Annotated in this window: 12 protein-coding genes; 11 read left to right on the plus strand and 1 reads right to left on the minus strand. The window is 38.8% G+C overall.

The window, feature by feature from the left end; genetic code table 11:
• Positions 1–219 precede the first annotated feature (219 nt).
• The 8 genes from MMP72_RS14770 (at position 220) to hisC (ending at position 8,066) form a co-directional block, all read left to right on the plus strand.
• Entirely contained in the window at positions 220–555 is a 336-nt protein-coding gene (locus MMP72_RS14770; protein WP_241406037.1) for a hypothetical protein, read from the plus strand.
• 249 nt (positions 556–804) lie between these two features.
• Positions 805–2,253 carry an RNA polymerase factor sigma-54 gene (locus tag MMP72_RS14775; protein WP_241406038.1) on the plus strand — a complete coding sequence of 483 codons (1,449 nt, stop codon included), beginning with the start codon at positions 805–807 and terminating at the stop codon, positions 2,251–2,253.
• Positions 2,254–2,421: 168 nt separating this feature from the next.
• Positions 2,422–2,763 (plus strand): ribosome-associated translation inhibitor RaiA, encoded by a 342-nt coding sequence (raiA, locus tag MMP72_RS14780; RefSeq protein ID WP_241406039.1) that lies wholly within the window; start codon positions 2,422–2,424, stop codon positions 2,761–2,763.
• A gap of 139 nt (positions 2,764–2,902) precedes the next feature.
• The gene (gene ibaG, locus MMP72_RS14785; RefSeq protein ID WP_241406040.1) at positions 2,903–3,154 is read left to right on the plus strand and encodes a BolA family iron metabolism protein IbaG; all 252 of its coding nucleotides are present in this window, start codon (positions 2,903–2,905) and stop codon (positions 3,152–3,154) included.
• A gap of 6 nt (positions 3,155–3,160) precedes the next feature.
• Positions 3,161–4,420, plus strand: a complete 1,260-nt coding sequence (murA, locus tag MMP72_RS14790; RefSeq protein WP_241406041.1) for a UDP-N-acetylglucosamine 1-carboxyvinyltransferase — start codon at positions 3,161–3,163, stop codon at positions 4,418–4,420.
• Positions 4,417–5,100 carry an ATP phosphoribosyltransferase gene (gene hisG / locus MMP72_RS14795; RefSeq protein ID WP_121930046.1) on the plus strand — a complete coding sequence of 228 codons (684 nt, stop codon included), beginning with the start codon at positions 4,417–4,419 and terminating at the stop codon, positions 5,098–5,100. Before murA ends, hisG begins: the two co-directional genes overlap by 4 nt.
• Before the next feature lie 435 nt (positions 5,101–5,535).
• Positions 5,536–6,825 carry a histidinol dehydrogenase gene (hisD, locus tag MMP72_RS14800; RefSeq protein WP_241406042.1) on the plus strand — a complete coding sequence of 430 codons (1,290 nt, stop codon included), beginning with the start codon at positions 5,536–5,538 and terminating at the stop codon, positions 6,823–6,825.
• Positions 6,826–6,980: 155 nt separating this feature from the next.
• Positions 6,981–8,066, plus strand: coding sequence for a histidinol-phosphate transaminase (gene hisC, locus MMP72_RS14805; RefSeq protein ID WP_241406043.1), 1,086 nt, complete (start codon positions 6,981–6,983; stop codon positions 8,064–8,066).
• Between the two features lie 13 nt (positions 8,067–8,079).
• Here the strand turns inward: hisC and pabB are convergent, their stop codons facing one another.
• The gene (pabB, locus tag MMP72_RS14810) at positions 8,080–9,432 is read right to left on the minus strand and encodes an aminodeoxychorismate synthase component I (RefSeq protein WP_241406044.1); all 1,353 of its coding nucleotides are present in this window, start codon (positions 9,430–9,432) and stop codon (positions 8,080–8,082) included.
• 526 nt (positions 9,433–9,958) lie between these two features.
• Between pabB and MMP72_RS14815 the strand changes: the two genes are divergently transcribed.
• From MMP72_RS14815 to MMP72_RS14825, 3 genes are all read left to right on the plus strand, one after another.
• Positions 9,959–10,807 carry a DUF6160 family protein gene (locus tag MMP72_RS14815; RefSeq protein WP_241406045.1) on the plus strand — a complete coding sequence of 283 codons (849 nt, stop codon included), beginning with the start codon at positions 9,959–9,961 and terminating at the stop codon, positions 10,805–10,807.
• 279 nt (positions 10,808–11,086) lie between these two features.
• Complete coding sequence (locus MMP72_RS14820) at positions 11,087–11,920, plus strand: C39 family peptidase (protein ID WP_241406046.1); 834 nt, start codon at positions 11,087–11,089, stop codon at positions 11,918–11,920.
• 43 nt (positions 11,921–11,963) lie between these two features.
• Positions 11,964–13,121: a hypothetical protein gene (locus MMP72_RS14825; protein ID WP_241406047.1), complete on the plus strand. Its 1,158-nt coding sequence runs from the start codon at positions 11,964–11,966 to the stop codon at positions 13,119–13,121.
• Positions 13,122–13,126 lie beyond the last annotated feature (5 nt).

Here is a 13,126-nt window from a genome sequence, read left to right on the forward strand (position 1 = left end):
CCCGAACTCAGAAGTGAAACCTCTTCGCGCTGATGGTAGTGTGGCACTTGCCATGTGAGAGTAAGTCATCGCCAGCTTTTAAATCTAAACACCCCCATTCGAAAAAGTGGGGGTGTTTTTTATTGGGAATAGAAAATAATAGATAACTTTAAGGCCCAATTTAAGGGCCTTAAAATTTAAATAGAGAAAAATTTATTTAGTATTGATATTAGGACTGGTATGATTTTCTATACACTTTTATCTGGTATTGGTGCGGTCTATTTATGTTTCTTAATGTGGAGCAGATTGAAAAAATCCAAGCAAAAATATCAAGCACCTAGAATAATTCGTAAATGGGTCCTTGATAATCCTGAAGGAGAGCTTTATGAAGCTTTTATCACATCTGATAAGAAAGTCTGGTCTGCTTGCGGGCGTTATGCACATTCTTCTGGTTCAGCGAGTACGACTTGGTCTGATTTTCTCTCAGGCGATTTAAATGAACTTGTGCAAAGAACTATGGGGCAGAAAGTGCTTGAAGAAATGCTTGAATGTCTTAAGCAACAAAATATAAAGTAGTTGATACTTCCTCACCATAAAAAGATGCAATCTGCTCTGATAAGTGTTTCCATTTAACTTGAGCTATCATTTTCAAGAGAGCGTTGAGGTTAAAGTAGACTTCGTATTACAATAAATATTTATACTTTCGCTAATTTTTTGAACAAATAAGTCAGTAGAAAAGAATTTTCCTTATATGCGTAAACATTTCTTTATGTTATAAATAATTTTATAGGCATGTTTTTTGCTTGATTTTTGAAGGAAGATTTTATGAGATTATCTGTTGGGTTGAAAGTTACGAATAGTCTATCGCTAACTCCTCAATTGCAGCAGGCGATTCGTCTCTTACAACTTTCAAGTTTAGAATTAGAGCAAGAAGTACAAATTCAATTGGATAGTAATCCGTTACTCGAAAAAATTGAAGAGATTAGTACAACAGAAAGCTTATCTACATTAGAGTCAACGGAAAATGGGGATTTAACCACAGAGATTAATGCTGATCATCTACCCAATGATTTACCTGTTGATACAGAATGGGATGATATTTATACACATCAATCAACTGCTTTGGGATCACCTGAGTATGAAGAAAGAGAGGATAATCGGCAGGTTCAACATAATCTAAAAGAACATATTTTAGAACAGGTCAATTTATTACATTTTTCTAATCTCGATAAGTTGATTGCATATTGTGTAGTGGATTCTTTGGATGATAAGGGGTTCTTAGATGCGGATTTGGATGAAATTCTGTTTGCCGTAACGCGTATATTACAAGAATTGGAAAGTGAAGAAGAGGTTGAATTAGATGAAATCATCGTTGTCTTAAAACATATTCAACATTTAGATCCAATTGGTGTTGGTTCTCGAAATCTTGCAGAATGTCTCAGGATTCAACTGGAAAGTTTAAGTGAAAACGTTCTTTATGTGGCTGAAGCAAAAAAACTGCTGAAGAATTATGAATTACTCATTGCAAATGACTTAAATAGGCTGTTGAAGCAAACGGGCTTATCTAAAGAGCAGTTAAAAAGTGCAGTTGATTTATTAAAAACGTTGAAGCCTTATCCTGGTTTGGAATTCAATCAGCAAGAATCTGAATATCAAGTTCCAGATGTGGTTGTAGCTAAAAAAGATCTGCATTGGCAGGTGCAACTTAATCCAGATGTCATTCCAAAATTGAGAATCAATTCTTTTTATTCCAGTATGATTCGTCGTGCTGATCAGAGTGATGATAATATTTATTTGCGCAATCAGATGCTAGAAGCTAAAAATTTCATTAAAAGTGTTGATGAGCGTCATAAAACTTTATTAAAAGTCGCAACCTGTATTGTTGAGCATCAAAGAGCATTTTTAGAGTTAGGACCAGAGGCAATGAAACCTTTGGTATTGCGTGATGTCGCTGAAGAAGTTGAATTACATGAGTCGACTGTGTCTCGCGTGACAACAAATAAATATATGCTGACACCACGGGGACTTTTTGAATTGAAATATTTCTTTTCAAGTCATGTTGGAACAACGTCTGGTGGCGAGGCTTCTTCTACAGCAATTCGAGCCATGATTAAAAAATTAGTATCAAATGAAAACCCACGTAAACCTTTGTCGGATAATACAATTGCTGAGATGTTAAAAGAGGAAGGGATTGAGGTGGCTCGACGGACAGTCGCAAAGTATCGTGAATCGTTACATATTCCCTCATCTTCTGAAAGAAAAGTCTTGATCTGAGTTTCAAGGTGTGACTATTCTAGTCATTCATTATGACCAAATAATGAATTTTTTTAATAATCACTAGAGGATTCGCTAAGATGATTTAATGGGTGTTAAACCACATTCTGTGCATTAAATTGCTTGAGCGATGTTCTCGTATCCTAAGAAAAGGTGAGGGATAGAATTATGCAAATAACGATTCGTGGACACCATTTAACCATTACACCTGCAATTGAAGAAAATATTAAAGAAAAATTTAGTCAAATGACCAAGCATCTAGATCAAGTCAATAGTATGCAGATCAAATTGGCTAAAGATCATCAAGTTGATAAACGTTCACATAAAGGGAGTGCAAACCATATTGCAGAGGCAATCATACGCTTGCCGGGGATTGAATTGTTTGCACAGGCGACAGCTGACGATATGTATACTTCAATAAAAAAACTAACAGAAAAATTAAAACGACAACTTGCAAAACATAGAAAAATACAATGTTCTTATCAGCATGAACTTGCGATTTCGACTTAATTTTTAAGTTGAGTAAAAGAGGCTTTTTATAGAGCCTCTTTTTTTAATGATAAAAAAAGAAAACGCTTACTGAATTATATGAAAAAGTTATAGTAAAATATATCGTTTTACACCAATGGTTGTATAAGAGGTCTTGGCAATGAATAGTGAGCAGCTCACGCAAATTTTAAAAGAAGCTTTTCCTGAAGCAGAAGTAGCAGTGAGCGGACAGGCTGGGAAGTTTGACCTTCGTATTATCGATGACCAGTTTGAAGGTAAACGTACCGTCACTCGCCAACAGGCTGTTTATGCACCCCTAAATTCTTATATTGCGAGTGGTGCAGTTCACGCTGTTACGATTCGCGCAATGACAAAAGACGAATGGCGTAAAGCAAGCCTTTTCGGAGCATAAATATTAATGGATAAATTTTTAATTACGGGCGGTGTTAAGCTCGAGGGTGAAGTGCGCATTTCTGGTGCTAAAAATGCAGCTTTGCCTTTACTTGCAGCAATGATCCTTGCTGACTCTCCGATTACGCTAACCAATGTACCCAACCTAAAAGATGTGAACACATTGGTTGAACTGATTGCGGGTTTGGGTATCACCATGCGTTATGAGGGTGAAACGGTTTGTGCTGATGCTTCAACATTAGATAACCAATTTGCACCCTATGAACTTGTAAAAACGATGCGTGCATCTATTTTGGTGCTCGGTCCATTATTGGCGCGTTATGGCAATGCGAAGGTCTCATTACCCGGTGGTTGCGCGATTGGTTCACGTCCAGTTGATCAGCATTTAAAAGCATTAGAAGCATTGGGCGCACAAATTGAAGTTGAAAATGGTTATGTACATGCTTCGGTTGATGGACGCTTAAAAGGTGGTGAAGTTGTTTTTGATATGGTCACTGTCGGTGGTACAGAGAACATCTTAATGGCTGCGGCATTAGCTGATGGTGTAACGACGATTCGTAATGCTGCTCGTGAACCAGAGATCACTGATCTTGCGCAAATGTTGATCAAAATGGGCGCTAAGATTGAAGGCTTAGACACAGATACGCTCATTGTGACTGGTGTTGAAAGCTTGCATGGTTGTGAATACGCTGTGGTTGCTGACCGTATTGAAACAGGTTCATATTTAGCTGCTGCTGCGATTACAGGTGGTCGAGTCAAAACCACTCATACGGATCCTTTATTGTTAGAAGCTGTATTGGATAAGTTTGAAGAAATGGGTGCAGAAGTCACGCGTGGTGATGACTGGATTGAGCTTGATATGCAAGGTAAACGTCCAAAAGCGGTCAGTTTTAGAACTTTACCCCATCCAGAATTTCCAACTGATATGCAAGCACAACTGATGGCTGTGAATGTGATTGGCCGTGGTTTTGCAACGATTTCAGAAACAATTTTTGAAAACCGTTTTATGCATGTGCCTGAACTGTCACGGATGGGCGCGAATATTCAAGTTGAAGGGCATGATGCTGTTGTAACGGGTGTGGAAACACTTCAAGCTGCACCTGTGATGGCGACTGATTTGCGTGCTTCATTTTCACTGGTTCTTGCAGCTTTGGTTGCAGAGGGTGAGACATTGATTGATCGTATCTATCATATTGATCGTGGTTACGAACATATCGAAGAAAAATTGCAAAGTTTAGGGGCTCAGATTAAGCGAGTAAAAGGATGAATGACGTAAGAAACGATGATCCAAATTTCGATGTGATGGGCAATTTTGATCATGGTTTAACTTTGGCGCTCAGTAAAGGTCGTATTTTAAAAGAGACTTTACCTTTGCTTGAAAATGCAGGTATCAATTTACTGGAAGATCCAGAAAAATCGCGTAAGTTGATTTTTCCAACCACCCATAAAAAAGTACGTATCCTCATTTTACGTGCTTCTGATGTACCAACCTATGTTGAAAATGGTGCAGCAGACTTTGGTGTGGCGGGTAAAGATGTCTTGATGGAGCATGGTGCACAACATGTGTACGAATTGCTTGACCTTAAAATTGCCAATTGTAAGTTAATGACTGCGGGTAAAGTGGGAATGGAACGTCCGAAAGGACGTTTGAAGATCGCGACCAAATATGTCAATTTAACACGCCAATATTATGCAAGCTTAGGTGAGCAAGTGGATGTGATTAAGCTCTATGGTTCAATGGAGTTGGCACCATTGGTTGGCTTAGGCGATTACATTGTTGATGTGGTCGATACAGGTAATACTCTGCGTGCAAATGGCTTAGAACCATTAGAGGAAATTTGTAAAGTTTCTTCACGTTTAATTGTCAATAAAGCAAGTTTCAAACGTAAACAAGCTTTACTCAATCCAATCCTGACCCAACTTGAGCAGGCGATTAAAGAACGTTAGAAATAGAAGTCTAATTTTTGTAAATAAGGTCAACTTCGGTTGACCTTATATTCTTAAGTTAGCTGGGATTAGCTAAAACATAGATATTTTGAATCTGCTGTTGGCGATCAAATGTAAATATCAGCGCGAGAATGCAAATAGGTTGATGATCATATCACTTAGCCAATAACTATCATTGAGATGGCATATTTCCCAAAAACTCACTTCAAGCCTTAAAAGAGCAAGCGTTCAAAAAGCGTAAGATGTTGGGCTAAGAGATTATTTTTATTTAAAAAGTCTTTTCTTTTGTTTAGAAAATGTTTAGAAACAGAGAAAATGAATAGGTCATCGGAGAATTCACTTTTTCTCATTGATTTTTTAGGCTGATATTGCATCCACAAAGAGGGTGAAAAAGAGTAAACTTAGCGCTCTCTTATTCGCTTTGTGGGTAAATTGATGCGACGTTTATCGACTCAGGATCAAAACTTTAAACAGACATTTGCTGAACTTTTAGCATTTGAAACGGTTAATGATCCTCAACTCATACAAACTGTAGATCAAATTATTGCTGATGTTCGTCAGCATGGTGATGATCATGTGCTTAAATTAACGCAACAGTTCGATCGACATCCAGCGCATCAATTCTCTGATTTAGAACTCACTCAAGCGCAACTTAAAACTGCATTTGAGGGATTAACGGTTGAAATCCGTGATGCATTAGAACTTGCTGCAAAGCGTATTCGTACTTTCCATCAAGCTCAAAAGCAAGAAGGGTGGACGTATGTTGATGAGTTGGGAAATACTTTAGGTCAAAAAGTCACACCACTGGATCGTGTTGGAATTTATGTACCAGGCGGTTTAGCGTCTTATCCGTCCTCAGTGTTGATGAATGCCCTTCCTGCCCATGTTGCGGGTGTGCCTGAAATTATTATGGTTGTTCCAGCACCAAATGGTGAGTTGAATCCATTGGTTTTAGCGGCCGCATATTTAGCTGGGGTGAGTCGAGTTTTTACCATTGGTGGTGCGCAAGCAGTCGCGGCTTTGGCTTATGGAACGCAAACTGTTCCAGCAGTAGATAAAATTACAGGCCCAGGAAATCGTTTTGTTGCAGCCGCAAAACGCGCAGTATTTGGTCAAGTCGGTATTGATATGATTGCAGGACCTTCGGAAATTTTGGTGTATGCCGAAGGTGAAAATAATGCAGATTGGCTCGCGATGGATGTGTTGTCGCAAGCGGAACACGATACGGTTGCCCAAGCCATTTTTATTACCCCTGATGAAGATCTTTTGAATGCTGTTGATGCTGCGATTGAAAAGCATTTAAGTGAATTACCAAAAGCTGAAATTGCGAGAACTTCGATTCAAAATCGTGGTGCCTTGGTTTTAGTCAAAGATCGTGCAGAAGCGGTTGAATTGATTAATCAAGTTGCACCTGAGCATTTAGAATTATGCCTTGATGATGCAGAGTTGATGAGTCAGGAGATTCGTCATGCTGGCGCAATCTTTATGGGGCGCTATACGCCTGAAGCAATTGGTGACTACTGTGCTGGGCCAAATCATGTTTTGCCAACATCAGGCACCGCTCGGTTCTCATCGCCACTGGGTGTTTATGATTTTCAAAAACGTTCTAGCTTAATCATGTGCTCGCAAGAGGGAGTCAAACCTTTGGCGAAGACTGCGGATGTGCTTGCGGTACAGGAAAATCTGGATGCCCATGCGCGTTCAGCACGCTATCGTTATCAATAACTCTATTATAGAAACTCTCCCCTTGCGCAGCAGTGCTGCTCATCTCCTAGGAGGAGAGGGAATTGGTCACATGAATACTAAATATACATGTGGCGTAAGTCTAAGATTCCTCTCCCTTTGGGAGAGGTTAGGAAAGGGCAGAAAGAGAAATTAAAATGACATTTACAACAGAACAAATGCGTTTTTGGAGTCCTGAAGTTCGTGAATTGGAACCGTATGTTCCAGGTGAGCAGCCCAAAATTCAGAACTTATTAAAACTCAATACCAATGAAAATCCATATCCGCCATCACCGAAAGTTGAGGCAGCAGTTCAAGCTGTTTTGGCAAATCAAGCGGATGCCTTACGCCTATATCCTGACCCTGATGCAACAGTATTGAAGCAAGCCATTGCCAAGCAGCAAAATGTTGATGTTACACAAGTCTTTGTCGGCAATGGTTCAGATGAAGTGTTAGCGCATATTTTTAAAGCCTTTTTTATTCAGAAAGAACCTGTGCTTTATCCAGATATTACCTATAGTTTTTATCCTGTTTATAGTCAGTTCTTTGGAATCCACACCAAGCAGATTCCATTGAATCAAAACTTTGAAATAGATGTTTCAGACTATAAGCAAGAAAATGGCGGGATTATTATTACCAATCCAAATGCGCCAACCAGTATTGCATTGGGTCTGGATCAAATAGAGCGGATTCTGCAAGCGAACCCAAATCGTGTTGTGGTGATTGACGAGGCTTATGTCGATTTTGGTGCTGAGACGGCTGTGCAGTTGGTTAACACATATGAAAATTTAGTGGTCTGTCAAACAACCTCTAAATCACGTTCGTTGGCTGGTTTACGTGTTGGCTTTGCAATAGCTCAGCGTCATTTGATTGCTGCACTTGAAGCAGTCAAAAATAGTTTTAACTCTTATCCGATGGACCGTTTTGCAATTGCTGCCGCAGTGGCTTCATTTGAAGATCAAGCCTACTTTGAAACGCAGTGTGAAAAAGTCATTGAAAGCCGTGACAAACTAGTCAGTGAATTAACGGCTTTAGGCTTTCAAGTATTGCCATCGAAAGCAAATTTCATTTTTGCCACGCATCTAAAACATGATGCGGCTCGATTAACCCAACAATTGCGTGAGCAGGGGATTCTGGTTCGTTATTTCAATAAACCTCGGATTAACCAATTCTTGCGTATCACGATTGGTACGGAAGAACAAAATAAGCGTTTAGTGGATACGTTTAAAACGCATATTTTATAAATCTATTTTTGATTTATAGGTCTACTTTCTGCCATGTATTGAGCAAATCAAGCATGGCAGAAATTTTATCAAAGCATTCCTGATATTCCGCTTCTGCATCCGAAGCGATGGTGATACCACCGCCAGCCCACATTGATAATTCGTTTTGATATTTTTGAATGCTACGAATTAAAATATTCCAGCGACCTGTTCCATCAAAATTAAAATAACCTAAACTGCCACAATAGGCACCGCGAGGCGCACCTTCCAGTTCTTCAATGATTTGCATGGCACGAATTTTAGGTGCACCTGTAATTGAACCACCGGGCAAAGCCGACAAGAGCATTTGCATGGGATTGATTTCTTTTTTCAATGTTGCTGTGATTTCACTGACCATGTGATGCACTTGGCTGAAGCTTTCAATCTCAAATAATTTCGTGGTGGTGACAGAACCTGTTTCTGCATAAACACTTAAATCATTACGTAATAAATCCACGATCATGACATTCTCAGCCTGATCTTTTTCAGAGTTGCTCAGCTTATCTTTAGACATTTGATCCTGTTGAGGATCATCAAACCGTGGCATCGTACCTTTAATAGGGCGTGTTTTTATTTCCCGATTCTTTCGAAACTCGATAAATAACTCAGGAGAACAGCTCAATAATTCAAAGTCATCAATTTTTAGATAGCCTGCATACGGTGCATGTGTGAGTTGCCATAACGCTTGTGCTGAGCTTAGCAAAGAACCTTTAACCGCTGTTCTAAACTCTTGCGTTAGATTAATTTGATAACAATCACCAGCTTTGATGTATTCTTGAACGTGTTGAAATGCTTTGAGATATTGTTTTTTTGACCAACGAGGGCGGCATTCCTCAAGTAAGGAAAGTGTTAATTGATCCTTTTGAGATGGTTGATTGACGAGATCAGAGATAAGCACATAAATAGATTGAGCTTGTTTTTCATCACTATAAAAATACCAAGCATTATCCTGAAATTTTAAAAAAGTAGAATATTGGCCTAAGAAAAAACCTGGTTGGGAGTGAGTAGAAATATCTACATATTGATTGGCACTATAGTCATAACTAAAAAAACCAATATAACCCCCATTAAAAGCCACATCTTGCGGTGACGTTTGAGATGTTGGATCAAAGTTTGAGAATTCAGTAACGGTTGTTGCTTTTGCTTGTATTTGATATTGATTAAATTCAGTTTGATGAAATTGCTGAACTGTTGATCGTTGAAATATTAGAAATTTCTGAGGTAGAAAAGCAATAACAGGGGAGTTTTGGTCGTGTAAATACACCAAACCCTTTAAATCATAAAGTTGGGTGAGAAGATCAAATGCAGATGTAAGTTGCGTGTTCAGCTTTTGTTTAAAGTAAGACATAAAATGAAAATAGATTCATCTACATTTAGAAGAGAGGATTGTACTACAACCCAAAAAACTCTAGCGACACTTTAATCATTATTTAGAGTGAAAGATAGACAGACTTTTTATGTATATGATTAAAGATAATGAGGAATATAAATGTCAATGTTATCTATACGGCGAAATAGAGGAAAAATTTTTCTTACATTTCATCGTTACTTTTTAGAAGGAAGATAAAAGAAGCGTTTTTTACAATTTCTATCCAGATTTGAGTGTTCATTTCTTATAAAAATATATATTTCTTATGTGTTTATATATTTTTTTGTTGGTGGCGAAGTTAGGTGATGTTTTGCATGCCGTTTATCGGGTTGTTAGTAAAAAACATTTAACAGGAGTTGAACATAAAATAACAAACGAGTAATTTAGTAGTTGCTAAACGAACTACTCAAGGATTGGAAGTTCAGGTTGTCATTTAAGAAAAAACAACAGTGAACAGTTTAGAGTAGTGAAAGTCAAAAAATAAATGCTCTTGGGAGAGTGCTCAATGAAAATGTTTACTAAACTCGTTTTAGTTTCTTCAATGGCGATTAGCGCAAATGCAATGGCTATGCAGGCAATGGACGATACTGCACTAAGCGCTGCGACAGGTCAAGATGGGATCAATATCGGTATCGCTTTAGGTGCTGGTGGTATCTCGATCGATAAATTATATATTCACGATAATGATGGTTTACAAACATCAACTAATATTACTGGTGCAACAGGTGTTGCAGGTGCGATCACCATTGATGGTCTTAATATTACTCAAGTTGGTACTGGTAATCTGCTCGATCTAGTGATTGATAGTGATGCAGGTACTGCTGGTGCATTTCTGAATATTGCTGCTAGTGTTGGCGCAGTTGATGTGAGTATCGGTTCTATTGGTGTTGCAGCATCTAACGGCACAGCTTTAGCTGATACAGTTACTGCTGTTCGTGGTGTAGATGGTACACCAACAGAAATTTTATCTGGCTTAGATCTATCTTTGGGTGCAATTACAGCAAATGTTCAATTGGGTGCTACGCCACAAGGTGCGATGATCAAACTTGATTCTACTCTACAAGGTGGTTTAACGATTTCTAACCTTGGTATTAATGATGCTGCTGGTGGCGGTCAAATCTACCTAGACAATATTTATGTTCGTGGTACGGGTAATTCCACCGGTAACCTTAATATTGATACTGATATTTCTGTAACGACTTCAGGGCTTCAGTTAACAAATAACAGTACTCAAGGTATGAATGTTTATATTGAAGGTGTGCGCCTAGGTAGTAGTACTGCTGCTTCAATTGGCGATGTTGAAATTCAGGGCTTAAATGTCGGTACATCAACAATTACCATTTCTGGTCACTAATATCCTTTAAATAAAAAAAGCGCATCATGCGCTTTTTTTATTGCCTATATGTTGCTAATAAATATTGATATAGTCATATTGTGTCTAGGGTTATGTTTTGGATACATAAAATAGGTCTAACTCAAGAGAAAAACATACATTTCGTCAAAAAAAATAAAAAAAAGCTGTATTTTCTTATAAAAAAAGGTATCTTCAACAGGCAAGGACGTAGTGTTTGTGACTAAACACTAAAAATAAAATGAATAAGGCAAGTGCTGCCACGGTTAGAAAAAGAGACTTATGTTAGAGATCGCTTTAGGCTCGGCATTGATGTATTACTTCACAACGCAAGCCTTTGAAATAGAAAAAAAACCTGAGGGGACTGTCTACTATACAGAAACCCTGGATTCTCGTAACCCTTCTTTTACACGGAATCACCGTGAAGTCGTCACTATTAAACCTGCTGTGGAAGATCAGTTTCGCGGTATTGTCCGACAGGCGTATGACTATAGCTGTGGTTCAGCGGCTTTAACCACCCTATTAAATGGTTATGGTGGTCTGAGTTTGACAGAACAGCAAACGATGTCTGGTTTACTTCAATATGGTGAATATCAACGTATTATTGAGCGCCGTAGTTTTTCATTATTAGACATGAAACGCTTTGTCACCGCGCTTGGGCTGAACAGCGGTGGCTATAGAGGGAAGTTTTCAGATTTGATCGAATTGAAACAACCTGCGATTGTTCCAATTACTTATGCAGGCTTTAAGCATTTTGTTGTTTACAAGGCATATAAAGATGGACGTGTTTATGTCGCTGATCCTGCTTTAGGTAATATCAGCTTTGATGAGGTTCGTTTTAAAGAGGTTTGGGATAACAATACGCTTTTCCTAGTTGATGTGCCTGAGCAATATCGTAAAGACTTATTGGCATTGCAAGATGCGGATATGCGTCATGTAGAGGATGCGACCATCAATAAGTATGCACTTGCAGACATTCAATTTCAAACACCTCGGTTTGAGCGTTTAGCGGATAGAGCATCGACCATGCGCCGTGTGTTGGAAACAAACAAAGATTCAGCGAACTACAATCAACCAGTGACGACATATATGCGGATGTACTATAAGCGCAAATAGTTCTTAAGTTTTAGTAAATTAAATGCATAAGTAGGATGTTATAATGAATAATCAATGGATGAATATGAGTGTGCTTGCCTTAAGTCTAAGTGCAATCACAACAACTCTTTATGCGGAAGATCAAACACCACTAGATCAGGTTGAGCAGGTTCAAGATGCGGAACAGACCTTAGCTGTAGAATCAGATGAAGCTGCTGAGGCTCCGTCAGTTGTGGTTGAACCATCATCAGTTGGGAATGGTGTAAATCAAGCAGCAACAGCATTACAGCAGCAAGAGGGTGATGCATCACAGGAAACCAATCTGCAAGAGGTTTTTACCTCCAGTGAGCGCCAGTACTCCTTGATTAAGAAAGGTGTGATTTCTTCATATTATGATATTGATTATACCTATTATCGCGATAGTCGCATTGATGCCTCAATGGAAGATGGCAGTTTAAATAATCTCCGAGTTGAAGAAGATGCTAACCACACATTAACCAATACATTTACCTTGCAATATGGTCTTTTGGATAATGTCACTTTATCGGCTTCGTTGCCTTTTATGGCAAAAAAACAATTATTAGATGACAAGACAGCAGCAGGACTGGGTGATATTTCTTTTGGTGCTCGTTGGGAGCCATTCCCTCTCAAACAAGGACGTCTACCTTTGATTGTGTTTGGTAGCCTATCAACCAAGACGGGTGATAGTCCTTATGAAATTGCCATAGATGAGCTTTCTACAGGGAAGGGTTATTATTCTGTCGGTGGTGGCGTCAGTACGCGTAAATATATCGATCCAGTGGTTTTATTTACTTCTGTTTCAGCAAGCTATGGCTTTAAAGAGAGTGGCTTAAATCAAATTCGTGGTGGTGGGAATAGTAACGAAACTAAAGGTCCTCGAATTTTAGAAAGTTTTGATCCAGGTATCAGCGGTGGTTTTGCTTTTGGTTTTGCATATTCATTTAACTATGATGTTTCGCTGACGATGTCATATCAACAAAGCTTTAACACAGGCGCACAGTTCTATTTCAAAAATGGGGAAAGCTTTAAGTCAGCTGACCAAAGCAGTTCTATGTTGTCATTTGCTTTAGGTGTTCGTGTTTCACCTGCAACGATTGTCAATGGAACTGTTGGAATCGGTTTAACCGAGGACGCGCCAGATGTATCATTAGGTTTGTCTTTCCCGCTTGATATCATAGGTTTCGGTAAGAAACTACGTTAAGGAGA

It is taken from the genome of Acinetobacter sp. NIPH 2699, assembly GCF_022549355.1.
In the GTDB taxonomy this organism is placed as follows: Bacteria; Pseudomonadota; Gammaproteobacteria; order Pseudomonadales; family Moraxellaceae; genus Acinetobacter.

Excerpts from the sequence above, each read along its gene's own strand:
- MMP72_RS14770 (WP_241406037.1), top strand. The coding sequence starts at position 220 with ATGATTTTCTATACACTTTTATCTGGTATTGGTGCGGTCTATTTATGT.
- MMP72_RS14775 (WP_241406038.1), top strand. The coding sequence starts at position 805 with ATGAGATTATCTGTTGGGTTGAAAGTTACGAATAGTCTATCGCTAACT.
- raiA (WP_241406039.1), top strand. The coding sequence starts at position 2,422 with ATGCAAATAACGATTCGTGGACACCATTTAACCATTACACCTGCAATT.
- ibaG (WP_241406040.1), top strand. The coding sequence starts at position 2,903 with ATGAATAGTGAGCAGCTCACGCAAATTTTAAAAGAAGCTTTTCCTGAA.
- murA (WP_241406041.1), top strand. The coding sequence starts at position 3,161 with ATGGATAAATTTTTAATTACGGGCGGTGTTAAGCTCGAGGGTGAAGTG.
- hisG (WP_121930046.1), top strand. The coding sequence starts at position 4,417 with ATGAATGACGTAAGAAACGATGATCCAAATTTCGATGTGATGGGCAAT.
- hisD (WP_241406042.1), top strand. The coding sequence starts at position 5,536 with ATGCGACGTTTATCGACTCAGGATCAAAACTTTAAACAGACATTTGCT.
- hisC (WP_241406043.1), top strand. The coding sequence starts at position 6,981 with ATGACATTTACAACAGAACAAATGCGTTTTTGGAGTCCTGAAGTTCGT.
- pabB (WP_241406044.1), bottom strand. The coding sequence starts at position 9,432 with ATGTCTTACTTTAAACAAAAGCTGAACACGCAACTTACATCTGCATTT.
- MMP72_RS14815 (WP_241406045.1), top strand. The coding sequence starts at position 9,959 with ATGAAAATGTTTACTAAACTCGTTTTAGTTTCTTCAATGGCGATTAGC.
- MMP72_RS14820 (WP_241406046.1), top strand. The coding sequence starts at position 11,087 with ATGTTAGAGATCGCTTTAGGCTCGGCATTGATGTATTACTTCACAACG.
- MMP72_RS14825 (WP_241406047.1), top strand. The coding sequence starts at position 11,964 with ATGAATAATCAATGGATGAATATGAGTGTGCTTGCCTTAAGTCTAAGT.